Source organism: Rhizobium aouanii (assembly GCF_037002925.1).
Classification (GTDB): Bacteria; Pseudomonadota; Alphaproteobacteria; order Rhizobiales; family Rhizobiaceae; genus Rhizobium; species Rhizobium aouanii.
Genome location: NZ_JBAMYD010000012.1, coordinates 38243 through 62860 on the forward strand (window position 1 = coordinate 38243; position 24618 = coordinate 62860).

Here is a 24618-nt window from a genome sequence, read left to right on the forward strand (position 1 = left end):
GATGATTGACGCGAAAAAAGCCATAACCAAGTTCCTCGCCGGGGCAGCGCTTGCATTGCTGACAGGCCTTGCCGCTCCAGCGCTTGCGGCAAGCGAAGTCAAAGCCGTGGTGAACGGCACCGCTATCACCAGCGGCGATGTCGCCAAGCGCCAGGCCTTCCTGCGCCTGCAGCGTACGAAGGCCGATGCCAAGACTGCCCAGGAGCAATTGGTCGACGAGGCGCTCAAGCGGCAGGAAGTCGCCCGCGTCCGTATGTCGGTTTCGCAGCAGGACGTCGATGCGTCATTCGCGCGCTTTTCGAGCGGCAACAAGCTATCCCCAGAGCAGATGTCGCAGATCCTCGATCGGGCCGGCGTCGGTGTCGACCATTTCAAGAGTTTCATCGCCGTGCAGATGAGCTGGCCGCGCGTCGTCAACGCCCGCTACGGCTCGACCTCGCGGCTGTCGAATTATGATCTCGTTTCGCGCATGATGCAGAACAACAAGCAGAAGCCGGTGACGACGGAATATATGCTGCAGCAGATCATCTTCGTCATTCCGCAAGCCAAGCGCGGCGCCATCACCGGCAAGCGCAAGGGCGAGGCCGAGGCGTCGCGCTCCAAATTTCCGGGCTGCGATCAGGCAAAGGTGTTTGCTGCGACGATGCGCGACGTTTCCGTGCGCGATCTCGGCCGCCTGCTCGCCCCCGAGATCCCGCCGGATTGGAAGCCGCTGGTCGAGCAGGCCAAGGGCAACACGACAGGGACCCGCGTCACCGACAAGGGCGTCGAGTATCTGGCAATCTGCAGCCAGCGGCAGGTCTCCGACGACCAAGCCGCCGAAATGGTCTTCCGCCAGGAAGATCTCGACAAGTCCAAGGCCGGCAAGGATGCCAGCCCGGAAAACGAAAACAGCAAGAAATACCTGGATGAACTGCGCAAAAAGGCGCAGATCGCCTATCGCTGACCGACAATGGCGATACCGTTTTCGCGACCGCTTGTGCTGAGCCAGGGCGACCCCGCCGGCATCGGGCCGGATATTACTCTGATGGCTTGGCTGAGGCGGCGAGAACTCGGGCTGCCGCCTTTCTTCCTGATCGGCGACCCCGATGTTCTGGCGTTGAGAGCCCGCCAGCTCAATCTGGCGGTCTCGATCCGCGAGACCGATGAAGCCAGCAAGGCCGCCGGCATGTTTGCCGATGCGCTGCCCGTCATGACCATATCGGCCGGTATCGAGGTCGTGGCCGGCGAACCGCATGCGGCAACGGCGAAAGGCACGATCGCGTCGATCGAGAAAGCCGTGTCGCTTGTCATTCACGGCGAGGCGCTCGCAGTCGTTACCAATCCGATCGCCAAGGCCGTGCTTTACGAGGCGGGTTTCCGGTTTCCCGGCCATACCGAATTTCTCGCGGATCTCGCCGCGAGGGCGACCGGCCGGCCGGTAACACCGGTAATGATGCTGTCCGGACCGAAGCTCCGGGCCATTCCCGTCACCATCCATATTCCGGTCCGCGACGTGCCGCAGGCGCTGACGGGCGAACTGATCATGGAAACCTGCCGGATCGCCCATGAAGATCTGAGGCAGCGCTTCGGCATCGAGGCGCCGCGGCTTGCCGTTGCCGGCCTCAACCCGCATGCTGGCGAAGGCGGGGCGATCGGCACGGAGGACGAGGACGTCATCCGTCCGGCGATCGAGCGCCTGCGCGACGAGGGCATCGATGCGATCGGCCCCCTGCCCGCCGATACGATGTTCCATGACGAGGCACGGGCACGATACGACGTCGCCGTCTGCATGTATCACGATCAGGCGCTGATCCCCGCCAAGGCACTTGGTTTCGATGACAGCGTCAACGTCACGCTCGGTCTTCCCTTCGTGCGCACCTCGCCGGATCACGGCACCGCTTTCGGCATTGCCGGCAAGGGACTGGCGCGCGAGCACAGCCTCGTTGCGGCGCTGAAGCTCGCCGCCCAGCTCGGCCGCAGCGCGGAAAGCCGCCGCTGATGGCAGCACTTGATGGCCTGCCGCCGCTTCGCGACGTCATCCAGCGTCACGGCCTCGATGCACGAAAGGCGCTCGGGCAGAATTTCCTGCTCGACCTCAACCTCACGCAGAAGATCGCCCGCACGGCGGAGGCGCTCGAGGATGCGACCGTTTTCGAGGTCGGCCCCGGCCCCGGCGGACTGACGCGCGCGATCTTGGCGCTCGGCGCCAGGAAGGTTATCGCCATCGAGCGGGATACACGCTGCCTGCCGGCACTTGCCGAGATCGCCGATCATTATCCCGGACGGCTGGAGGTGATCGAAGGCGATGCGCTGAAGACGGATTTCGAGACATTGGCGCCGGAAGGGCCGATCAAGATCATCGCCAACCTGCCCTACAATGTCGGCACGCAGTTGCTGGTCAACTGGCTGCTGCCGAAAGCCTGGCCGCCGTTCTGGCAGTCGCTGACGCTGATGTTTCAGAAGGAAGTCGGCGAGCGTATCGTCGCCAACGAAGACGACGACCATTACGGCCGTCTCGGCGTGCTCTGCGGCTGGCGGACGGAGGCACGCATGGCCTTCGACGTGCCGCCGCAAGCCTTCACGCCGCCGCCGAAAGTGACGTCGACGGTCGTGCAACTGACCCCCCGCGAAAACCCGATCCCCTGCGCTGTCGGCAATCTGGAAAAAGTAACACAGGCGGCCTTCGGCCAGCGCCGCAAGATGCTGCGCCAAAGCCTGAAATCGCTCGGCGGCGAGAGCCTGCTCGTTAAGGCCGGGATCGATCCGGCGCGTCGGGCGGAAACTTTGTCCGTCGAGGAGTTCTGCCTGCTGGCGAACAGCCTTTAAAGTGCGTCGCAATCTTTCAGATCTGATGTCTCATCGCGAAATCGCGCAGACTTTTCGGCATCACGCTTTAAAGCGACGGCGTCTCTTCCAGCAACTCGCGGACGAAGTCGAACATGCCATGGCGGCGGTCGCGGCGCAGGCGTTCGGCCTTGACGATCGACTGGACGGCGTCGAGGGCGGCGTTGAGATCGTCATTGACGATGACATAGTCGTATTCGCGCCAGTGGGCGATCTCGGCGCGGCTGTTGGCGAGGCGCGTCTGGATGACCTCCTCGGAATCCTCGGCCCGGCGGTGCAGCCGCGACTGAAGCTCGGTCATGGTCGGCGGCAGCACGAAGATCGAGATGACGTCGGCCGACATCTTCTCCTGCAATTGCTGGGCGCCCTGCCAGTCGATGTCGAAGAGCATGTCGCGGCCTTCGGCCATGGCCTGCTCGACCGGTTCGCGCGGCGTGCCGTAGAAATTGCCATGCACCTCGGCCCATTCGAGCAGCGCGTCGCTATCGCGCAGCCGCTCGAACTCGCGCACGCTCTTGAAGTGGTAATGCACATCCTCAACTTCGCTCGGGCGGCGCTGGCGCGTGGTGACGCTGACGGAAAGGCCGATTTGCCTGTCGGTCTCCAGCAGCGTGCGCGCGATGGTGGACTTGCCGGCGCCAGATGGCGACGAGATGACAAGCATCAGACCGCGGCGGGCGATCTGCACGGGCGAGGATTTCGCCGGTTTCATGTCTTACTCCAAATTCTGGACCTGCTCGCGGAACTGGTCGATCACGACTTTCAACTCGATGCCGGCGGCGGTGACCGCCGAGGCATTCGACTTCGAGCAGATGGTATTCGATTCGCGGTTAAATTCCTGTGCAAGGAAGTCCAGCCGGCGCCCGGCTGGGCCACCTTTCACCAGGAGATCGCGCGCTGCGGCGATATGGGCCTTCAGACGATCGATTTCCTCGCGCAGATCCGCCTTGGTCGCCAGCAATGCGGCTTCGGCATGCAGCCTGTCGCGGTCGAGTGCGGCCATGCCGTCCATCAACAAGGCGACCTGCGCGGCAAGCCGCGCGGCGATCTCCTGCGGCGAGCGCGAGGGATCAAGCTCGATCGTCCGTGTCAGGCCTTCGATCGTCGTGACGTGGTCGTGAAGAATGCGGGCCAGTGCCGATCCTTCCTGTTCGCGCATTGCTCTCAGATCGGCAAGCGCGGCCAGCAGGCCGGCAGCGATATCGGCGTCACGGGCGGCAAGCGCCTCCTCACCATCCTCGCTTTCGCGGAATTCGACGATGCCGCGTACCAGAAGCAGCGTATCTAGCTTCAGCGGCGCCGGATCGATGACACCGTCCAACTGCTCGCGCATGGCCAGCACAGCGGCAAGAGCCTCCTTGTTCAGCACCGCCTCGAAACGGTTCTCGTCGGCGCTGACGGATAGCGATGCCTGCAGGTTGCCGCGGCTGAAACTTTCGCCGGCGAGGCGGCGGACCTCTGCCTCCATGCGTTCGAGACCGGGCGGCAGGCGCAGGCGCAGGTCGAGACCCTTGCCGTTGACCGAGCGCAGTTCCCATGCCCAGCGCCAGCGGCCGCTCGTTCCCTCGCGCCGCGCAAAACCGGTCATGGACTGCAAAGCCATGCGAGCCTCCCGAAAGTCTCAGTTGATCTTCTTTTTCTTCGGCGGCGCGGCGGTCGCGCCATTATCCGCCGGCTGATCTTCCGGCTGGCCGTCGACTGCGATGTTCGGGTCCGAACCCTTGTCGGCTTCGAGCTTGCGCCAGCGCTTGACGTTGGCATTGTGCTCCTCGAGCGTCGCAGAGAAAACATGGCCACCGGTGCCGTCGGCGACGAAATAGAGATCCTGCGTCTTCCAGGGATTGGCGACGGCTTCCAGCGCATCCTTGCCGGGATTGGCGATCGGCGTCGGCGGCAGACCCTTGATGACATAGGTGTTGTAAGGTGTGTCCCGCTTCAGGTCCGACTGGTAGATCGGCCGGTCGGCCGGTTTACCCTCGCCGCCGAAGAGGCCGTAGATGATCGTTGGGTCGGACTGCAGGCGCATGCCCTTGCCGAGCCGGTTCAGGAAAACGGAGGCGACATGAGCACGCTCGTCGGGAACCCCGGTTTCCTTTTCGACGATCGAGGCGAGTGTCACGAACTCCTCCTTGGACCGCAGCGGCAGCGACGAGTCACGCTTGTCCCAGATCTGATCGACGAGCTTCTGCTGCGCAGCCGCCATCTGTTCGATGATTTCCGAGCGCTTGGTGCCGCGCGAGAATTTGTAGGTATCCGGACGCAGGCTGCCCTCGGCCGGCAATGCCGCCGGCAAGTCGCCCTCCAGCACGGTATCCTGCAGCATGCGGTCGAACATCTGGCGGACAGTCAGACCCTCGGGGAAGGAAACGGAATAGAGAATGGACTTGCCCGATTTCAGCAGCTCCATGATATCCCTCATGGAGGCCCTTGCCTTGATCTCGTATTCACCCGCCTTCAGGCTCTCACCGGCAGAAAGATGCGTTGCCGTGAGATAACGGAAGATGCGGGCATCGCTGATGATCGCGTTGCGCTCGAGGTTCGAGGCGATTTCGGTCAGACCAGCGCCGTTGCGGACGATGAAATTGGTGTTGGTCTGCAGCGGACCCGGGTTCCGATAGGTCGATGTGGCGTAGTAGAAGCCGATGATGGCGACGACGCAGACCAGAACCGCCATCGTCATGATGAAGTTCAGGAAAAGAACGATCTGGCCGCGGGCTTTCTTGGACCGCTTCGGCGGCTCCGGAACGCGTTCCGGACGCAGGGCTTCGCTCGGCGACTTCGGGATAATCGGTCCCTTCTGCGCCTGCCGGTCGTTCTCGCCCTGCGGGGTATCGTTGCTCTGGTTCGTCGTATCGCTCACCGGCAATCCTCTAAAACTTGACCCTCACTTCGCTATTTCGCGAAGCAATGCGGCAAAAGCAGGTTCTGCCGCCGTTCAACGACGCCACTGCCGGTCGTTATGCTTTCGCACGCCCCCTTACGCAACGTAGAGGACGGCCGGTTTGCGGTGCAAGGGAGACCCGTCACACCGCTTGCAGGACTCTTATTGCGCGTAACGGCGCAGTACGAGCGAAGCGTTCGTGCCGCCGAATCCGAACGAGTTGGACAGCGCCACATTGATGTCTCGCTCACGCGCCTTGTGCGGAACAAGATCGATCGCCGTCTCCCGTTCGGGATTGTCGAGATTGAGCGTCGGTGGCGCGATATTGTCGCGAATGGCGAGTGTGGTGAAGATCGCCTCGATGGCGCCGGCAGCACCGAGAAGGTGTCCTGTCGCCGATTTGGTCGAGGACATGGAAATCTTCGACGCCGCATTGCCGACCAGCCGCTCGACGGCGCCGAGTTCGATCGTGTCGGCCATGGTCGAGGTACCGTGGGCATTGATGTAATCGATATCGGCCGGCGTTAGCCCGGCGCGCTTCAGCGCCATCGCCATGCAGCGGCCGGCGCCCTCGCCGTCTTCGGAGGGTGCGGTGATGTGATAGGCGTCGCCCGACAGGCCGTAACCGACGATTTCGGCATAGATCCTGGCACCCCGCGCCTTGGCGTGTTCCAGCTCTTCAAGCACGACGATGCCGGCGCCTTCGCCCATGACGAAGCCGTCGCGGTCGCGATCATAGGGACGCGACGCCTTCTGCGGATCGTCGTTGTGCTGGGTCGACAGCGCCTTGCAGGCGGCAAAACCTGCAAGCGAAATGCGGCTGACGGGGGATTCCGTGCCGCCGGCGACCATGACGTCGGCATCGCCAAGCGCGATCAGGCGCGCAGCATCGCCGATCGCATGCGCGCCCGTCGAGCAGGCGGTGACGACCGAATGATTGGGTCCGCGCAGCTTGTGGCGGATCGAGACCTGGCCGGAGACGAGGTTTATCAGGCGGCCGGGAATGAAGAAGGGGGAGATGCGGCGCGGGCCCTTGTCGCGCAGGGTGTAACCCGCCTCGACAATGCCTTCGATGCCGCCGATGCCGGAGCCGATCAGCACGCCGGTGGCAATCTGGTCCTCATCGGTTTCAGGATGCCAGCCGGCATCGGCAAGCGCCATGTCGGCGGCGGCCATGCCGTAAATGATGAAGGGGTCGACCTTGCGCTGCTCTTTCGGCTCCATCCACTGATCGACATTGAAGGTGCCGTCGGTGCCGTCACCGATAGGAATACGGCAGGCGATCTTGGCGGGAAGGTCGTCGACCTCGAATTCGGTGACGAGGCGGGCGCCGTTCTGACCGGCAAGCAGCCGGGACCACGTCACCTCGGTTCCGCATCCCAAGGGTGATACCATGCCGGTACCGGTGATGACGACACGTTTCATCGCGTGCTTTCCCCCGTCTCTTATGTTCTATGGAGAAATATGCCGAAAAGAAAAGGGCGGACTCCAGGCCCGCCCTTTCTCAAATTCACAGGATCAGGCCTGGGCCTTCTCAATAAACTTCACTGCATCGCCGACCGTCAGGATCGAGTCGGCAGCGTCGTCAGGAATTTCAACGCCGAATTCTTCTTCGAAAGCCATGACAAGTTCGACCGTGTCGAGCGAGTCAGCGCCCAGATCGTCGATAAAGCTGGCGCTCTCGACGACCTTGTCGGCGTCGACGCCAAGATGATCAATAACAATTTTCTTTACGCGTTCTGCGATATCGCTCATGTCGGTTTCCTCGACCTTATGTCCTGATCGGAATGCCATCGCGGCACCCCTACCCTGTTTCAGCCTGCGATGTTTTCAGACATCCTCGGCAAACTCGTTTACCCGGCTTCAGAGATGTCCCAGGCTTGCAAAAAGCCCGCCGGTCCGTCTGCTTTCTCGGGACGACTGTTCACAGTCATGGCCCGCTTAACATGCTTTATGTCTGCCGCAAAGCCAGAAAATCAACGGTTCGTGATTGCTCAACATGCTATTGGCGGAATTATTCCCATGCCAACAGTTTGTCGTTTCAGATCATCGCCATGCCGCCGTTTACGTGCAGTGTCTGGCCCGTCATATAGGCGGCCTCGGAGGACGCGAGGTAAGCAACCGCCGAAGCCACCTCGCCGCCCGTGCCCATGCGCTTCATCGGGATCGCTCCCATGATCGCTTCCTTCTGCTTGTCGTTCAGCTTGCCGGTCATGGCGCTCTCGATGAAGCCCGGTGCGACGCAGTTGACCGTCACGTTGCGGGTGGCAATTTCTTGCGCCAGGGACTTGGTAAAGCCGATCATGCCGGCCTTGGAGGCGCAGTAATTGGCCTGGCCCGGATTGCCGGTGACGCCGACGACGGAGGTGATGTTGATGATGCGGCCATAGCGGCGACGCATCATCGGATGCGTCAATTCGCGCGTCAGGCGGAAGGTCGCCGTCAGGTTCACTTCGATGACGCTGTCCCAGTCCTCGTCGCTCATGCGCACGAACAGGCCGTCGCGGGTGATGCCGGCATTGTTGACGAGGATGTCGACGCCTTCGAGATCGGCCTCGGCTTTCTGGCCGAGCGCCTTGACCTCATCACGGTCGGAGAGGTTGGCCGGGAAGATCTTGACGCGCTCGCCGAGATCGGCGGCCAGCGCTTCCAGCTTCTCGACGCGGGTGCCATGCAGGCCGACGATGGCGCCTTGCTTATGAAGAAGGCGGGCGATTTCCTCGCCGATACCGCCCGATGCGCCTGTGACGAGAGCCTTGCGGCCGGAAAGATCGAGCATGGAAAAGTTCCTTATAACAGGGACACCAAACCCGGTGTCCGGAAATACCAATCAGGCCATGAGGGCGGCGACGGCCGCGTCGATATCCGCCGGACCGTTGACGGAGATGCCGTTGATCGTCTTGTCGATGCGGCGGGCAAGGCCGGTCAGCACCTTGCCGGAACCGAGTTCATAAAGCGTCGTCACGCCATTTGCGGCGAACCATTCCACCGTCTCGCGCCAGCGGACCTGACCGGTCACCTGCTCGACCAGCAGGCCGGCGATCTCGTCGGCGCCGGTCACCGGGGCGGCACGGACATTGGCGATGACGGGCACGACGGGATCGGACTTGGCGACTTTTGCCAGCGCTTCGCGCATGGCGTCGGCGGCAGGCGCCATCAGCGTCGAATGGAACGGAGCAGAGACTGGCAGCAGAATGGCGCGCTTGGCGCCCTTGTCGGTCGCAAGGGCGGCCGCCTTTTCGACGGCTGCCTTCTCGCCCGAGATGACGATCTGGCCGCCGCCATTGTCGTTGGCGATCTGGCAGGCGCCGATAGCGGCCGCGGCCTCACAGACGGCAACGACGTCGGCATGTTCGAGGCCGATGATCGCTGCCATGGCGCCGACGCCGACGGGGACGGCGGCCTGCATGGCATTGCCGCGGATGCGCAACAGCCGCGCAGTGTCGGCGAGCGAAAAGCTGCCGGCGGCGCAAAGTGCCGAATATTCGCCGAGCGAGTGGCCGGCGACATAGGCGACCTTGGACTTCAGATCCAGCCCTTTGGCCTCCAATACGCGGACGACGGCGATGGAGACGGCCATCAGCGCCGGCTGGGCGTTCGCAGTCAAGGTCAACATATCCTCGGGACCGTTGAACATGACGTCCGAAAGCTTTTCACCGAGTGCCTCATCGACTTCTTGGAAAACCGCGCGGGCTTCCGCGAAATTCTCGGCGAGATCCTTGCCCATGCCGACGGCCTGACTGCCCTGACCGGGAAAAGTGAAAGCAATGGTCATTCTCATGTCCCTGGCTGATGCCCTGATTGCGCCCCTTGAGGCTGTTTTGCCTCCAATTGACATTCTTTCCGGCAGAGTCAAGTGGCGGCTCATTCTCCGCAAAGCCTCTCGCATGCACGCAAAAGCCCGGTTTTTGCTCTTGCGCTCCGCCAATTCCAGCCTAGATTTGCCCGGACCTTCCCAAGGCTTTCACCTCTCTCCCAAGGTTTTTCCATGAAGTACCATTCACTAGGCCGCACCGATATTTCCGTTTCAGAGATTTGCCTTGGCACCATGACCTGGGGTTCGCAGAACAACGAAGCCGATGCGCATGCGCAGATGGATTACGCCGTCGAAAAGGGCGTCAATTTCTTCGATACGGCCGAACTTTATCCAACCACCCCGGTTTCGGCCGCGACACAGGGCTGGACCGAAGACTATATCGGCAGCTGGTTCAATAAGACCGGCAAGCGCGGCGATATCGTTCTCGCCACCAAGGTCGCCGGCCGCGGCCGCGAGTATCTGCGCGGCGGCGAAGGTGCGGATGCAAAGAATATCCGCCTGGCGCTCGAGGCCAGCCTGACGCGGCTGAAGACGGACTACGTCGACCTCTACCAGATCCACTGGCCGAACCGCGGCCATTTCCATTTCCGCCAGAACTGGAGCTACAACCCGTTCACCCAGGATCGCGACAAGGCGGTCGCCAATATGCTCGACATCCTGGAAGCGCTCGGCGCTCTGGTGAAGGAGGGCAAGATCCGCGCGATCGGCCTTTCCAATGAAACCACCTGGGGCATACAGAAATACCTGACGCTCTCCGAACAGAAGAGCCTGCCGCGGGTCGCCAGCGTTCAGAACGAATACAACCTGCTCTACCGCCATTTCGATCTCGATCTCGCCGAACTCTCGCATCATGAGGATGTCGGGCTGCTCGCCTATTCGCCGCTCGCCGGCGGCATCCTCTCCGGCAAATATATCGACGGCGGCAGGCCGAAAGGTTCGCGCGGTTCGATCAACCCCGATATTGGCGGCCGCCTGCAGCCGCTACAGGAGCCGGCGACCAAAGCCTATCTGGAGATCGCCGCAACATACGGCATCGACCCGGCAGCGATGGCGCTCGCCTTCTGCCTGTCGCGTCCCTTCATGGCCTCGGTCATCATCGGCGCGACGTCGATGGAGCAGTTGAAAATCGATATCGGCGCGGCAGATATTACGCTTTCGAACGAGATCTTGGCGGAAATCGCCAAGGTGCACCGGCAGTATCCGCTGACGCTTTGATCCTATTTGTTTGGCGCCTGCCCGATGCCGACCATTGGCCGGCATCGGGTTCGGGTGTCCGATTGCGCTTGCCTTTGCCCAAAAAATCCGTATAAGCCGCCCTGTTCGTTAACCCGGTCTTCTGGCTGGTGGCTGAACGGAGGGCCGGTTTCCTCATGGAAATCGTTCGGAACGGAAGCGTTCCAGCCTCCCGTGTCTCCGCTCTCGACCGTCTCGGAAACGCTTTCTTGCCTGGGTCCGCCCAATCAGGAGCAGTCGTTGAGGCTTAGCCGCCGAATATCGGGTTGAACCAAACGCAAGAAAGGCAAAGCTGTCATGGCTCTTTATGAACATGTATTCCTTGCCCGGCAGGATATTTCCGCTCAGCAGGTCGATGCCCTCGTAGAACAGTACAAGGGTGTGATCGAAGCGAATGGCGGTAAGGTCGGGCGTATCGAGAACTGGGGCCTCAAGTCCCTCACCTACCGCATCAAGAAGAACCGCAAGGCGCACTACGCCCTGATGGACATCGATGCACCGGCGGCTGCCGTCCAGGAAATGGAACGTCAGATGCGCATCAGCGAAGACGTTCTTCGCTACATGACGATCGCCGTCGAGAAGCATGAAGAAGGTCCGTCTGCCATGATGCAGAAGCGCGACCGTGACGACCGTCCGCGCGAAGGCGGCCGTGGCCCGCGTGAAGGCGGCTTCGGCGATCGTGACCGTGGCCCGCGTCCGCCGCGTGAAGGTGGCTTCGGCGACCGTGACGACCGTCCGCGCCGTCCGCGCGAAGACCGTGTATAAGGGAGATCTGAGATATGTCTGAAACTTCCTCCGCTCCGGTCCGCCGCCCGTTCCATCGCCGCCGCAAGACCTGCCCGTTCTCCGGCGCCAACGCACCGCGGATCGACTACAAGGACGTCCGCCTGCTGCAGCGCTACATTTCCGAGCGCGGCAAGATCGTTCCGTCCCGCATCACGGCCGTTTCCCAGAAGAAGCAGCGCGAGCTCGCCCAGGCGATCAAGCGCGCCCGTTTCCTCGGCCTGCTGCCATACGTCGTCGCCTGATCATCGGCCGACGCACACACCCTTGAGGGAAGGCATTCGTGCCTTCTCTTCTCCCTTCCGCGATGGGCGCGGATCGGAACTCTTAAAACCCATGTTGAGACGTTTCTGAATTTGATTCAGCAACATCCTCTAACTGCTTGATGAAGCAGGACAGCGACCTTGAAACGACCGAACATTAAAACGCTGCTGATCGGCGCACTCGCCGGATTGACCGCCGCCCTGCTGGTGCTGGGCGCGAGCATGCAGCCGTCGTTTTTCAGCGCGCTTCTCTACACGGCTTCGGCTCTGCCGATCCTGATCGTCGGGCTCGGCTGGGGCAATGCCGCCGCGGTCTCGGCCGTCGTCACCGCCGCGGCACTCGGCGCGATCTTGATCTCGCCTTCCTTCGCGCTGATCATGACGATGGTGACGCTGCTGCCGGCCGGTTGGCTGAGCCATCTCGCCAATCTGGCGCGTCCGGCCGCCGAACTCGGCGGCCCCGACCATCTGCTTGCCTGGTACCCGCTCTCCGATATCCTGCTGCATCTGTGCGGTCTGGTAACGCTCGCCGTCATCGTCATCGGTGTGATCATCGGCTACGGGCCCGAAATTACCGATCCGATCGTCGATCTGCTGATCACCTCGCTCAAGCAGCAGCAGCCGGAATTCATGCCTGATCCTGCAGCGACCGCGCAGACCAAGTCGCTGATCCTGCTGATGCTGCCGGCTTTGCAGGGCGGCATGTGGGTCAGCATGCTGTTTGCCGCCTATTATTTTGCCGTGCGCATCGTCGCAGCCTCCGGCCGCGGCCTTCGTCCGCGCGAGGACATTCCCTCGTCGCTGCGGATGAACCGCAACTCGATCTTCATCTTCCTGGCCGGGCTTGCCGCCTGCTTCTTCGGCGGCGTTCCGGCACTGGTCGGTGCGACCGTGATCGGCGCCTTCGGCGCCGGCTTCATGCTCTCCGGTTTCGCCTCGCTGCATTTCCGCACGCGCGGCAAGGACTGGCGCATACCGGCCCTCGTCCTCTGCTATCTGGCCTCGATGCTCATGCTGCTGCCAGCTCTCCTCATCCTCGTCCTCGGTCTCAGCGATACGCGCAAGGCGATCGCACTGACCCCGACGAAAGATGCTGATATCCCCAAACAATCCGATACGAAAATCTGAGACACAAGAAAGGAAAAAGAAAATGCAAGTCATCCTTCTCGAACGCATCTCCAAGCTCGGCCAGATGGGCGAAACCGTAAAAGTTCGCGACGGCTTTGCCCGCAACTACCTGCTGCCGCTCGGCAAGGCGCTGCGCGCCAACGCCGCCAACAAGACCCGCTTCGAAGCCGAGCGCGCGACGCTCGAAGCCCGCAACCTCGAGCGCAAGTCGGAAGCCCAGACGGTCGCCGACGTTCTCGACGGCAAGTCCTTCATCGTCGTGCGCTCCGCCGGCGAAACCGGCCAGCTCTACGGTTCGGTTGCCGCCCGTGACGTCGTCGACATTCTCGCAGCCGAAGGCTTCAACATCGGCCGCAACCAGGTTCACCTCAACACCCCGATCAAGTCGATCGGCCTGCACAAGGTCGAGCTGCAGCTGCATGCCGAAGTCGAAATCCACGTCGAGCTGAACGTTGCCCGTTCTGCCGAAGAGGCAGAGCGCCAGTCCAAGGGCGAAGAACTCACCTCGGTCGACGCGATCTACGGCGTCGACGAAGACGCGCTGCGTCCTGAGGATTTCTTCGATCCGGAAGCCGATGGCATCGACGAAGACGAAGCATAATTCTCGTCGGAGCGATCCGCGAGAGAGAAGCCCGGCCACCGCGCCGGGCTTTTTCGTTTCCATCCCTTCGATGTGAGCTGCCGATCGGTTCGCTTTTTTTAAGGGGATCTTCCGGATGTTTTTGCTGCGTGCCTTATCGCAGCGCGCTAAAATGACATTCTCCGAAACGGATGGGCTGAGTCGGCGCCATACCGTGTCGTGCGGGTGACACTGCCAGTATTTCTCCTTTGTGTCGCCCAAGACTGTGGAGAAGTCGAACAACGTGCACAGCGTTCAGGATTTAGACGAAGCGAGCCCCCGCTCCTTTCGTAGCCTCTTGATTTTCGCGTCCGGAATTGCAAATCCGGAGCTGGAAAAAGACAGAACGGATGATGATGAACGACGCCGCTCGAAAGATTGCAGCCGTTGCTCCGTCGGAGCAGCATTATCGCGAGGCACCCAACAATATCGAAGCCGAGCAGGCGCTTCTGGGTGCGATCCTGATGAACAACGACGCCTATTACCGGGTGTCGGACTTCCTGAAGCCGATCCATCTCTATGAGCCGCTGCACCGGAAGATCTTCGAGGTTGCCGGCGATATCATCCGCATGGGCAAGATCGCCAATCCGGTGACGATCAAGACCTTCCTGAAGGCCGACGAGAAGGTCGGCGACATGACGGTTTCGCAATATCTGGCGAGCCTCGTCAGCAATGCCGTCACCGTCATCAATGCCGAGGATTACGGCCGGGCGATCTACGACCTGGCGCTGCGCCGGGCGCTGATCACCATCGGCGAGGACGTCGTCAACATCGCCTATGACGCTCCGCTCGACATGCCGCCGCAGTCGCAGATCGAGGATACCGAACGCCGCCTCTTCGAACTGGCGGAAAACGGCCGCTACGACGGCGGCTTCCAGGCCTTCAACGATGCGGTTGCGCTGGCGATCGACATGGCGGCCGTCGCCAAGGAGCGCGACGGCGGGCTTTCCGGCATTTCCACCGGCATCCATTCGCTGGATTCCAAGATGGGCGGCCTGCAGCGGTCGGACTTGATCGTGCTTGCCGGACGTCCGGGCATGGGCAAGACCTCGCTTGCCACCAACATCGCCTACAATATCGCCGCCGCCTACGAAGGCGAAGTCCAGTCGGACGGCAGCATGAAGGCAAAGAACGGCGGCGTCGTCGGCTTCTATTCGCTCGAAATGTCGTCGGAACAGCTCGCCACCCGTATCATCTCCGAGCAGACGGAAGTCTCCTCCTCGAAGATCCGCCGCGGCGACATCAACGATGCCGATTTCGAAAAGCTCGTCGCCTGCTCAATGATGATGCAGAAGGTGCCGCTTTATATCGACCAGACCGGTGGTATCTCGATCGCGCAGCTTTCGGCCCGCGCGCGCCGTCTGAAGCGCCAGCGCGGCCTCGACGTGCTTGTGGTCGATTACATTCAGCTGATGACCGGCTCGGGCAAATCCAGCGACAACCGCGTGCAGGAAATCACCCAGATCACCACCGGCCTCAAGGCGCTCGGCAAGGAGCTCAACGTTCCGATCATCGCGCTGTCGCAGCTCTCGCGTCAGGTCGAAAGCCGAGACGACAAGCGGCCGCAGCTGTCCGACCTTCGCGAATCCGGCTCGATCGAGCAGGACGCCGACGTCGTGCTCTTCGTGTTCCGCGAGGAATATTACGTCAAGAATTCGGAGCCGCGCGACATCCACGATCCGAAATATCCGGAATGGGAAGCGCTGTTCGACAAGGTGAAGGGCACGGCCGACGTTATCATCGCCAAGCAGCGCCACGGGCCGACAGGCACAGTGAAGCTCGCCTTCCAGGCGGAATTCACACGCTTTGCCGATCTCGCCGATCCCTCCTTCACCCAATATGAAGAGCACTGATCGTGCGGATGCTGCAATGCAGCGCCGGGCTTTCCCTTGACATAGTTGATCTTTAAACTGGCCGGAGAATCCTTCTCCGGCCTCTTTTCGATGTGGATCATGAGCGAATTTTTCGACGCCCCCGAAGACGACAATTTTGCCTCGGCCGGCCTGCGGCTGACCGTCGACCTGACCGCCCTGACAGAGAACTGGCGCGACATGGCGCGCCGCTCCGGTGCGGCGCGCTCCTCGGCAGTCGTCAAAGCGGACGCTTACGGCATGGGCATCGAGGATGCCGGCGAAGCGCTCTATATGGCCGGCGCGCGCGACTTCTTCGTCGCGACCGTCGACGAGGGTGTAACACTTCGCCTCTATGCGCCCGAGGCGCGCATCTTCGTGCTCTCAGGCATCTGGCCGGGCACCGAGCGGCGCTTCTTCGAAAACGATCTGGTGCCGGTGATTTCCTCCGACGAACAGCTCGCCTTCTGGATGGCGGTGCTTGCCGATTACGGCGACTACCCCTGCGCGCTGCATGTCGATACCGGCTTCAATCGGCTCGGACTGCATATCGACGATGCGATCGCGCTCGCCGCCGACGTCTCACGGCCGGCGAGCTTCGCGCCCGTGCTTGTCATGAGCCACCTCGCATGCGCCGACGATCCCACCCATGCGATGAACCGGCAGCAGCTCGAGTCATTCCACAGGGTTAGCGCCGCCTATGAAGGCATCGATTCAAGCCTTGCCGCTTCGGCCGGCATCTTTCTCGGTGAGGATTATCACTTCGACCTGACCCGTCCCGGCATCGCACTCTATGGCGGCGAAGCGGTCAGCGGCATGGCGAACCCGATGCGGCCGGTCGCAACCGCGGAAGCGCGCATCATCCAGGTGCGCAGCGTCGAGGCCGGCGAGACCGTCAGCTATGGACGGGCGCTGCAGCTTCGCCGCGAGAGCCGGCTGGCGATCGCCTCGGCCGGTTATGCCGACGGCTACATGCGCAGCCAGTCGAGCGGCGGCGTGCCGCTGCGCCAGGTGGTGCCGCAAGGCGGGCAAGGCTTCATCGCCGGACACAAGGTGCCGGTTGCCGGCCGGATCACCATGGACCTGACGATCTTCGATATCACCGACCTGCCTGACAACGCGGTTCGCGCCGGGGATTATGTCGAGCTGTTCGGAAAGAACCTGCCGGTGGACGATGTGGCGCGGACATCCGGCACGATCGGATACGAGATCCTGACCGGCATGGGGCTTCGCCACGAGCGGCGCTACGTGGCCGAGGAATAGCGGCTTTTTATCAGCGGCTGCTGAGGGCGAGACGGACACCGAGCGCGAGGAAAAGCGCACCGAGGCCGCGATCGAGCCAGAGGCCGACTTTTTGATTATGCCTGATTGCATCCGCAAGGCGCCCGCCGAGAAGGACGAGCGGCGGTTCGATGAAGGCGGCGACGACGATGATGAGCCCGCCATGCAGCATGAGCTGCGCCCATGCCGGCCCTGCCCCTTCGACGACGAATTGCGGCAGGAAGGCCAGGAAGAATATTGCCACTTTCGGATTGAGCAGCGACACCAGAATTCCCTGCCGATAGATTCTTGCAACCGGCAAACTTTCACCGGCAGCCTTTATCAGGCCATCGCCGCCACCGGAGCGCAAAGCCTGAATGCCGAGCCAGACGAGATAGGCGGCGCCGATCCATTTGACCGTGGAGAAGGCGACGGCGGAAGCGGCAAGTATGGCGGAGAGGCCGAGTGCAGCCATCAGCACGTGCAGGCAGGCGCCGGACCAGACGCCGAACAGCGCGGAAAAACCGGCACGTTTTCCGCTTCTCATCGTGTGACCGAGGATGAAGGCGATGTCGGGACCGGGCGAGAGGTTGAGCAGAACCGCCGCCGACAGAAATGCAAGCCAGTGGGCAAACGAATAATCGAACATCTTCATCATTCCAAATAAGCAGAAGCAAAGGATAGGCACGGGCGCGCTGATGGGGAAATCATTAGTTTTGATCCGTTGCGATAACCATTATCTCAAGCACGACAATGATTCGGTGAAGCGGCGCGTCGCTTCGCTCACGAACCCGGACTGAAAGAGTAATGGATGGCGAAGGCCAGGACACAATTCATCTGCCAGAGTTGCGGCACGGTTCATAACCGCTGGGCCGGCAAATGCGAGAACTGCGGCGAGTGGAACACCATCGTCGAGGAAGACCCGATGGGCGGGATCGGCTCCGGTCCCGGCAAGACGCCGAAGAAGGGCCGACCGGTGGCGCTGACGGCGCTCTCCGGCGAGATCGAGGAAGCGCCACGCATCCATACCGCGATGTCGGAGCTCGACCGGGCGCTCGGCGGCGGCTTCGTGCGCGGTTCGGCGGTGCTGATCGGCGGCGATCCCGGCATCGGCAAATCGACGCTGCTGATGCAGGCAGCCGCCGCCCTTGCGCGGCGCGGCCACAAGATCATCTACGTCTCCGGCGAGGAAGCCGTGGCGCAGGTCCGGCTGCGGGCGCAGCGCCTTGCGGCGGCCGATACCGACGTGATGCTGGCAGCCGAAACCAATGTCGAGGATATTCTGGCGACGCTCGCCGAGGGCAAGCGGCCGGATCTCGTCATCATCGATTCCATCCAGACGCTGTGGAGCGAACTTGCCGAATCCGCGCCGGGAACGGTGACGCAGGTGCGTACCGGCGTGCAGGCAATGATCCGTTTCGCCAAGCAGACAGGGACCGCCATGGTGCTCGTCGGGCATGTGACCAAGGACGGGCAGATCGCCGGGCCACGCGTCGTCGAACACATGGTCGATGCCGTGCTCTATTTCGAAGGCGATCGCGGCCATCACTACCGCATCCTGCGCACGGTCAAGAACCGTTTCGGCCCGACCGACGAGATCGGCGTCTTCGAAATGTCCGACAGAGGCTTGCGCGAAGTCGCCAATCCTTCCGAGCTCTTCCTTGGTGAGCGCAACGAAAAATCGCCGGGTGCTGCCGTCTTTGCCGGAATGGAAGGCACCCGCCCCATTCTCGTCGAGGTGCAGGCGCTGGTGGCCCCAACCTCGCTCGGCACGCCGCGGCGCGCCGTGGTCGGCTGGGATTCGGCGCGGCTGTCGATGATCCTCGCAGTGCTTGAGGCTCATTGCGGCGTCAGACTCGGCCAGCACGACGTCTACCTCAACGTCGCCGGCGGTTACCGTATCTCCGAACCGGCGGCTGATCTTGCCGTCGCCTCGGCACTCGTTTCCTCGCTTGCCGGTATTGCCCTTCCTGCCGATTGCGTCTATTTCGGCGAAGTCAGCCTGTCGGGCGCCATCCGGCCGGTTGCGCACACCGCCCAGCGTCTCAAGGAAGCCGAGAAGCTGGGTTTTTCCGCAGCACTGCTTCCGTCTGCCTCCGCCGAACTGCCGAAGGGCTCCGGCGGGCGCTGGAGCGAAGTCGGAAGCCTGCCGGATCTGGTCGCGCGCATCGCCGGATCGAAGGGAGCGTTGCGTGTGGAAGACGAGGTTTGATCCTTTCATTGCCGGGAATGGTGATGATATAGGAGGCACACGATAAGGCACGACACGGCCGCCAAGCGGCAGTCCTGGAGTTGAATTTACATGCCCATTACGATTTTCGACGGTATTGTCATCGGCGTCGTGCTCTTCTCCGCCGTGCTGGCGATGGTCCGCGGCTTTTCGCGCGAGATCCTCTCGATTGCGAGCTGGGGCGGTTCGGCCGCGGCTGCCTATTACCTCTATCCGTACCTGCTGCCCTACGCGAAAAAATATACTGATGACGACCGCATCGCGATCGTCGGTTCGGCAGCGGTCGTCTTCCTGATCGCGCTCATCGTCATCTCCTTCATTACGATGAAGATCGCCGATTTCATCATCGACAGCCGCGTCGGCGCACTCGACCGCACGCTCGGCTTCCTGTTCGGGGCAGCCCGCGGCGTGCTGCTGCTGGTCGTCGCCGTCGCCTTCTGGAACTGGCTCGTCGATGTCGACCACCGTCCGACCTGGGTCAACGAAGCGAAGTCGAAACCCTTCCTGGATTCGATGGTCGTGAAGCTGAAATCGGTTCTGCCGGAGCAATTTGCCCAGATGATACCGGAAAGCATCCGTGATAAGCTGCAGCCGCCGGCACAGGGCGCCGAAGGTACCACTCCGCCGACGGGCGACCAAGCTCCGGCGGAAGACGCACCGACCGCGCCCGCAGACGGCGCACAGCAGCCGGCGAATTGACACAGTGTTCAAGAGCTTGACCCGCCATCCGGCAATCGCCATTTGAGCGGGACATGAAATGAGGGTCCGGCCGAGCATTCCAGCTCCGCCGGGCTCAGCTATTTCTGGAAATGCCGATCCATTCTTGTGAGAGCAGAGGCCCGCAGAAATGAACCAGTCCCATTCCTTCCCGACCGACGATCCGCTCGACGGAGATACACTGCATGAAGAATGCGGGGTTTTCGGAATTCTGGGACATCCCGATGCCGCCGCGCTCACGGCTCTCGGCCTGCATGCTCTGCAACACCGTGGACAGGAAGCGGCCGGCATCGTCTCCTTCGACGGCAAGCGCTTCTATCAAGAGCGTCACATGGGCCTCGTCGGCGACCACTATACCAATCCGATGACGCTTGCCCGCCTGCCCGGCAGCATTACGATCGGTCATACCCGCTACTCGACAACCGGCGAAGTGGCCATGCGCAACGTGCAGCCGCTCTTTGCCGAACTGGAAGAAGGCGGCATCGCCATTGCCCATAACGGTAATTTCACCAACGGCCTGACGCTGCGCCGCCAGATCATCGCGACCGGCGCCATCTGTCAGTCGACCTCCGATACCGAAGTCGTCCTGCACCTCATCGCCCGTTCCCGCCACGCTTCCACGTCCGACCGCTTCATCGACGCCATTCGCCAGATGGAAGGCGGCTATTCGATGCTCGCCATGACGCGCACGAAGTTGATTGCCGCGCGCGACCCGACCGGCATTCGCCCACTGGTGATGGGCGAGCTCGACGGCAAGCCGATCTTCTGCTCGGAGACCTGCGCGCTCGACATTATCGGCGCCAAGTTCATCCGCGACGTTGAGAACGGCGAGGTCGTCATCTGCGAAATCCAGCCTGACGGTTCAGTCAGCATCGATGCGCGCAAGCCCAGCAAGCCGCAGCCGGAACGCCTCTGCCTGTTCGAATATGTCTATTTCGCCCGCCCGGATTCGGTCGTCGGCGGCCGCAACGTCTATACGACGCGCAAGAGCATGGGCATGAACCTCGCCAAGGAATCGCCCGTGGATGCCGACGTGATCGTGCCGGTGCCGGATGGCGGCACGCCGGCGGCGCTCGGCTATGCGCAACAGAGCGGCATTCCCTTCGAATACGGCATTATCCGCAACCATTATGTCGGGCGCACCTTCATCGAGCCGACGCAGCAGATCCGTGCCTTCGGCGTAAAGCTGAAGCATTCGGCCAACCGGGCGATGATCGAAGGCAAGCGCGTGGTGCTGGTCGATGATTCCATCGTTCGTGGTACGACGTCTCTCAAGATTGTCCAGATGATCCGCGAAGCCGGCGCGCGCGAAGTCCATGTCCGCGTCGCAAGTCCGATGATCTTCTTCCCGGATTTCTACGGCATCGACACGCCCGATGCCGAAAAGCTGCTGGCAAACCAATATGCCGATGTCGAAGCCATGGCCAAATATATCGGTGCGGATTCGCTCGCCTTCCTGTCGATCAACGGACTTTACCGTGCCGTTGGCGGCGAAGATCGCAACCCGGTCCGGCCGCAGTTCACTGACCACTATTTCACCGGCGACTATCCGACCCGCCTGCTCGACAAGAACGGCGAGTCCATGGGCAACAAGATTTCCATGCTCGCCAGCAACGGCTGACACGGCGCGCGGTTTTTCCATTGTCCATCCCGAGGGGTGCACTGCACCCCTCTCCCTTCGTGAGGGTACACGACATCATGAATATCAATCTTGAGGGCAAGATCGCACTCGTCACCGGTGCGTCGCGCGGCATCGGCTATTTCACGGCGCTGGAACTTGCCAAAGCCGGCGCCCAAGTGATTGCCTGCGCACGCACGGTCGGCGGGCTCGAGGACCTCGACGATGCGATCAAGGCCATCGGCGGCACGGCAACACTCGTGCCCTTCGACCTTGCCGACATGAATGCAATCGACGCGCTCGGCGGCTCGATCTTCGAGCGCTGGGGCAAACTCGACATCCTCGTCGCCAATGCCGGCGTGCTCGGCGTCATTTCGCCGATCGGCCATATCGAAGCGAAAGTGTTCGAGAAGGTGATGACCATCAACGTCACCGCGACATGGCGGTTGATCCGCTCGGTCGACCCGCTGCTCGCCCGCTCGGATGCCGGCCGCGCGGTGATCATCTCTTCGGGTGCTGCCCACAAATGCCGCCCCTTCTGGGGTGCCTATTCCGCTTCCAAGGCCGCCGTCGAAGCGCTGGCACGCACATGGGCCGGCGAAAGTCAAAACACGCCGCTGCGGGTCACCAGCGTCGATCCGGGGGCGACACGCACAGCGATGCGGGCGCAGGCGGTGCCCGGCGAAGATCCGCAGACGCTGCCGCATCCCTCCGAGGTCGCAAAGGCGATCCTGCCGTTGCTGGGGCCTGATATGACCGAGACGGGTAAGCTGTTCATCGTCCGGGAGAACAAGCTCGTCGATTACCGGCTGCCGGAATAAGCTTGAGTCTCAGTTCGCTGCAACTGCTGGGAACAGATGCGCCAGGCCAGCTTCCGACGGGCATAGAGCATTGAGGTCGACCGGTCCCTGGATGCCGTCCAATGTGCCGTTATCGGCAAACTGCCAGATCGACCAACGGCTGCATGCTGCCTGCTTCGGCTCTCTGAACACGCTGCGCAGCCACAGATAGTGCTCGGGAAAGCGGGATTCATTGCCTTTCAGATATTGATCGAAGAACTCCTGCGTGACGTAGAAAATTGGCTTCTCCGGAAAAGTGCCCTTCAGCTCGCTGAAGAAGGCGTTCACCTCGGCAACCATTTCCTCGAGCGTCGGAATTTTGTTGCAATTGCCGACAAACTCCAGATCGACGGCGATAGGCAGAGTTCCCTGCTCCTTCGGCACGGTCGCCAGGACATTCTGCGCCTGATCCTTGCCTGGACGGCAGAAGGTGAAGAAATGATAAGCGCCCCTGACCACTCCAGCATCTCCGGCGCGCTGCCAGTTGTCGGAGAACTTGGAATCCCGATGGTCTCCGCCTTCGGTCGCCTTCATGAAGGCGAAACGGACATTCGGCTGCGCGGCAACGACCTTCCAATCGATATCGCCCTGGTGATGGCTGACATCGATGCCTTGGATTGGGTAACTGCCTAGAGAGGGATTGTTGAAGCGAAGCATCCCGAAATCGTATGCGAAATATGCAGCGAATGCGACCACCAGAACTGCAGTCGCTCCGATCGTCGATCGCGCAAGTCTCCGCATTCCTTCCCCCTATTTTCAACAGCTTCTCAACTGGCTATGCGAGATTTGTGCTCCGAAAATGGCGGACGAATTTCAAGAGCGCGCTAATCGGTTTCAAAGACGTTAGTTGCTGCAATCGATTCAGCGGATAGATGGATCCCGTTGCCGCTGGATCGCTCTTCGCCCCTTGACCGGAAGCGCGAACCGGGCCATAAAACCCGCCATGAAAACGGTTATCTGCATTATCTGCCGGAAGATTATTCGCTAGCGCGAGCGCTGGCCCGGCCGTTTTCGTCTCCCAAATAGTCAAGATGCGAAACGCCCCGGTCCGCCGGTCGCGATATTTTTCTGATCGTGCCTTTGGGAGAGTGAAATGGACGCGACGCCGGAACTGAAGCTGTACAACACGCTGACACGGGAAAAATCGGTCTTTTCGCCGATCGATCCCAACAATGTCCGCATGTATGTCTGCGGCCCGACCGTCTATGACTTCGCTCATATCGGCAATGCCCGGCCAGCCATCGTCTTCGATATGCTGTTCCGGCTGCTGCGCCATGTCTATGGCGAAGACCACGTCACTTATGCCCGCAACATCACTGACGTCGACGACAAGATTAATGCGCGGGCGCTTCGCGACCATCCGGGCTTGCCGCTCAATGAAGCGATCCGCGCGGTCACGGAAAAGACCGAGACGCAATATCACACCGATGTCGCCGAACTCGGCTGCCTGGAGCCGAGCTTCGAGCCGCGCGCCACCGACAATATCGTCGAGATGACCGAGATCATCGAGAAGCTGATCGGCAACGGCCATGCCTATGTCGCATCGGGCGAAGTGCTGTTCGACACCAAATCCATGGCGGATTACGGTCAACTTTCGAAGCGCCCGCTCGACGAACAGCAGGCCGGCGCGCGCATCGCCGTCGACGCGCACAAGAAGAATCCGGGTGATTTCGTGCTCTGGAAGCTGTCGAGTCACAACGAACCCGGCTGGGAGAGCCCATGGGGCCGCGGCCGGCCCGGCTGGCACATCGAATGCTCGGCGATGAGCAAGCGTTATCTCGGCGATATCTTCGACATTCACGGCGGCGGGCTGGACCTGATCTTCCCGCATCATGAAAACGAGATCGCCCAGTCGCGCTGCGCCCACGGCACCGGGGTGATGGCGAATGTCTGGATGCATAACGGCTTCCTGCAGGTCGAAGGCCGCAAGATGTCGAAATCCGAAGGCAATTTCGTCACCATCCACGAGTTGCTGCACACGGAAACCTTCGGCGGACGCAAATGGCCGGGCCAGGTGCTGCGCCTTGCCATGCTGATGACGCATTACCGCGAGCCGATCGATTTTTCGATCAAGCGATTGGAAGAAGCCGAACGTCTGCTGGCCAAATGGCCGGCGGCCGAAGCCGGCGATGCGGCGCCCGATAAAACCGTGTTGAACGCGCTTTCCGACGACCTCAATACGGTCGCGGCCGTGCAGGCATTGCATGCGCTGGCGCAGGCTGCCCATGCAGATCGCACAGCCCGTGCCGTCTTTGCCGCAACGGCCGACCTTCTGGGCCTGTTGCCGAAAAAGATGGAAATCGACGAAGCCGTCGCATCGGCAGTCGATGCGCTGGTCGCGATGCGTCTCGAAATGCTGAAGGCGAAGAACTTCACCGAGGCCGACAAGATCCGCGACGAACTGGCGGCAAAGGGCATCCAGTTGAAGGACGGCAAGGATGCGGTAACCGGCGAGCGCGTGACGACGTGGGAGGTCAAGCGGTGAGATTGGCGTGTTGGGATAAGACCCCTCCCCAACCCCTCCCCACAAGGGGGGAGGGGCTACGGTGCCGCG

General features: G+C 61.8%; 24 protein-coding genes. 15 read left to right on the forward strand and 9 right to left on the reverse strand.

The features are described from left to right. The first annotated feature begins 1 nt into the window (after position 1). The 3 genes from V8P77_RS20905 to rsmA are packed head-to-tail and all read left to right on the forward strand — an operon-like array spanning position 2 to position 2808. Positions 2-946 (forward strand): SurA N-terminal domain-containing protein, encoded by a 945-nt coding sequence (locus V8P77_RS20905; RefSeq protein ID WP_335914076.1) that lies wholly within the window; start codon positions 2-4, stop codon positions 944-946. Positions 947-952: 6 nt separating this feature from the next. Continuing rightward, positions 953-1981 carry a 4-hydroxythreonine-4-phosphate dehydrogenase PdxA gene (pdxA, locus tag V8P77_RS20910; protein ID WP_335914077.1) on the forward strand — a complete coding sequence of 343 codons (1029 nt, stop codon included), beginning with the start codon at positions 953-955 and terminating at the stop codon, positions 1979-1981. Next, positions 1981-2808 (forward strand): 16S rRNA (adenine(1518)-N(6)/adenine(1519)-N(6))-dimethyltransferase RsmA, encoded by an 828-nt coding sequence (rsmA, locus tag V8P77_RS20915; protein WP_335914078.1) that lies wholly within the window; start codon positions 1981-1983, stop codon positions 2806-2808. The genes pdxA and rsmA overlap by 1 nt, the downstream gene beginning before the upstream one ends. Before the next feature lie 67 nt (positions 2809-2875). Here the strand turns inward: rsmA and gmk are convergent, their stop codons facing one another. From gmk to fabD, 7 genes are all read right to left on the reverse strand, one after another. Beyond that, positions 2876-3538 carry a guanylate kinase gene (gmk, locus tag V8P77_RS20920; protein WP_221986411.1) on the reverse strand — a complete coding sequence of 221 codons (663 nt, stop codon included), beginning with the start codon at positions 3536-3538 and terminating at the stop codon, positions 2876-2878. 3 nt (positions 3539-3541) lie between these two features. Next, on the reverse strand, positions 3542-4429 hold the full coding sequence (locus tag V8P77_RS20925; RefSeq protein WP_335914079.1) for a YicC/YloC family endoribonuclease: 888 nt from the start codon (positions 4427-4429) through the stop codon (positions 3542-3544). Positions 4430-4447: 18 nt separating this feature from the next. After that, entirely contained in the window at positions 4448-5686 is a 1239-nt protein-coding gene (gene mltG, locus V8P77_RS20930; protein ID WP_335914080.1) for an endolytic transglycosylase MltG, read from the reverse strand. A 183-nt stretch (positions 5687-5869) separates the two neighbouring features. Continuing rightward, the gene (gene fabF / locus V8P77_RS20935) at positions 5870-7132 is read right to left on the reverse strand and encodes a beta-ketoacyl-ACP synthase II (protein ID WP_335914081.1); all 1263 of its coding nucleotides are present in this window, start codon (positions 7130-7132) and stop codon (positions 5870-5872) included. A gap of 93 nt (positions 7133-7225) precedes the next feature. Next, a complete protein-coding gene (locus V8P77_RS20940) occupies positions 7226-7462 on the reverse strand; it encodes an acyl carrier protein (RefSeq protein ID WP_003547058.1) in 237 nt (78 codons plus the stop codon). Positions 7463-7748: 286 nt separating this feature from the next. Continuing rightward, positions 7749-8486 (reverse strand): 3-oxoacyl-[acyl-carrier-protein] reductase, encoded by a 738-nt coding sequence (gene fabG / locus V8P77_RS20945; RefSeq protein WP_011651245.1) that lies wholly within the window; start codon positions 8484-8486, stop codon positions 7749-7751. Between the two features lie 51 nt (positions 8487-8537). Continuing rightward, a complete protein-coding gene (gene fabD / locus V8P77_RS20950; RefSeq protein ID WP_335914082.1) occupies positions 8538-9482 on the reverse strand; it encodes an ACP S-malonyltransferase in 945 nt (314 codons plus the stop codon). A gap of 213 nt (positions 9483-9695) precedes the next feature. Here fabD and V8P77_RS20955 point away from each other — a divergent pair, with 213 nt between their 5' ends. The 7 genes from V8P77_RS20955 (at position 9696) to alr (ending at position 16663) form a co-directional block, all read left to right on the forward strand. Then, positions 9696-10739, forward strand: a complete 1044-nt coding sequence (locus tag V8P77_RS20955; protein ID WP_335914083.1) for an aldo/keto reductase — start codon at positions 9696-9698, stop codon at positions 10737-10739. Positions 10740-11054: 315 nt separating this feature from the next. After that, positions 11055-11522, forward strand: a complete 468-nt coding sequence (gene rpsF, locus V8P77_RS20960; RefSeq protein ID WP_003547040.1) for a 30S ribosomal protein S6 — start codon at positions 11055-11057, stop codon at positions 11520-11522. A 14-nt stretch (positions 11523-11536) separates the two neighbouring features. Continuing rightward, on the forward strand, positions 11537-11785 hold the full coding sequence (rpsR, locus tag V8P77_RS20965; protein ID WP_003547038.1) for a 30S ribosomal protein S18: 249 nt from the start codon (positions 11537-11539) through the stop codon (positions 11783-11785). Positions 11786-11944: 159 nt separating this feature from the next. Then, positions 11945-12931 (forward strand): DUF2232 domain-containing protein, encoded by a 987-nt coding sequence (locus V8P77_RS20970; RefSeq protein WP_335914084.1) that lies wholly within the window; start codon positions 11945-11947, stop codon positions 12929-12931. 22 nt (positions 12932-12953) lie between these two features. After that, positions 12954-13532 (forward strand): 50S ribosomal protein L9, encoded by a 579-nt coding sequence (rplI, locus tag V8P77_RS20975; protein WP_335914085.1) that lies wholly within the window; start codon positions 12954-12956, stop codon positions 13530-13532. A gap of 374 nt (positions 13533-13906) precedes the next feature. Then, complete coding sequence (locus V8P77_RS20980; RefSeq protein ID WP_063474885.1) at positions 13907-15403, forward strand: replicative DNA helicase; 1497 nt, start codon at positions 13907-13909, stop codon at positions 15401-15403. A 90-nt stretch (positions 15404-15493) separates the two neighbouring features. Further along, positions 15494-16663, forward strand: coding sequence for an alanine racemase (gene alr, locus V8P77_RS20985; RefSeq protein WP_335914237.1), 1170 nt, complete (start codon positions 15494-15496; stop codon positions 16661-16663). A 10-nt stretch (positions 16664-16673) separates the two neighbouring features. Here the strand turns inward: alr and V8P77_RS20990 are convergent, their stop codons facing one another. Continuing rightward, positions 16674-17309 carry a LysE family translocator gene (locus tag V8P77_RS20990; protein WP_131644687.1) on the reverse strand — a complete coding sequence of 212 codons (636 nt, stop codon included), beginning with the start codon at positions 17307-17309 and terminating at the stop codon, positions 16674-16676. A gap of 162 nt (positions 17310-17471) precedes the next feature. Here V8P77_RS20990 and radA point away from each other — a divergent pair, with 162 nt between their 5' ends. From radA to V8P77_RS21010, 4 genes are all read left to right on the forward strand, one after another. Then, positions 17472-18872: a DNA repair protein RadA gene (radA, locus tag V8P77_RS20995; RefSeq protein WP_335914086.1), complete on the forward strand. Its 1401-nt coding sequence runs from the start codon at positions 17472-17474 to the stop codon at positions 18870-18872. A gap of 90 nt (positions 18873-18962) precedes the next feature. After that, positions 18963-19589, forward strand: coding sequence for a CvpA family protein (locus V8P77_RS21000; protein WP_025393958.1), 627 nt, complete (start codon positions 18963-18965; stop codon positions 19587-19589). 148 nt (positions 19590-19737) lie between these two features. Then, positions 19738-21228, forward strand: a complete 1491-nt coding sequence (gene purF / locus V8P77_RS21005; protein ID WP_335914087.1) for an amidophosphoribosyltransferase — start codon at positions 19738-19740, stop codon at positions 21226-21228. Between the two features lie 77 nt (positions 21229-21305). Next, on the forward strand, positions 21306-22046 hold the full coding sequence (locus tag V8P77_RS21010; protein WP_335914088.1) for an SDR family NAD(P)-dependent oxidoreductase: 741 nt from the start codon (positions 21306-21308) through the stop codon (positions 22044-22046). Between the two features lie 9 nt (positions 22047-22055). Here V8P77_RS21010 and V8P77_RS21015 read toward each other — a convergent pair whose 3' ends face one another. Continuing rightward, entirely contained in the window at positions 22056-22805 is a 750-nt protein-coding gene (locus V8P77_RS21015; RefSeq protein ID WP_335914089.1) for a glycoside hydrolase family 25 protein, read from the reverse strand. Between the two features lie 352 nt (positions 22806-23157). On the opposite strand from V8P77_RS21015, the gene cysS reads away from it, so the two are divergent. Beyond that, positions 23158-24549: a cysteine--tRNA ligase gene (gene cysS, locus V8P77_RS21020; RefSeq protein ID WP_335914090.1), complete on the forward strand. Its 1392-nt coding sequence runs from the start codon at positions 23158-23160 to the stop codon at positions 24547-24549. Positions 24550-24618 lie beyond the last annotated feature (69 nt).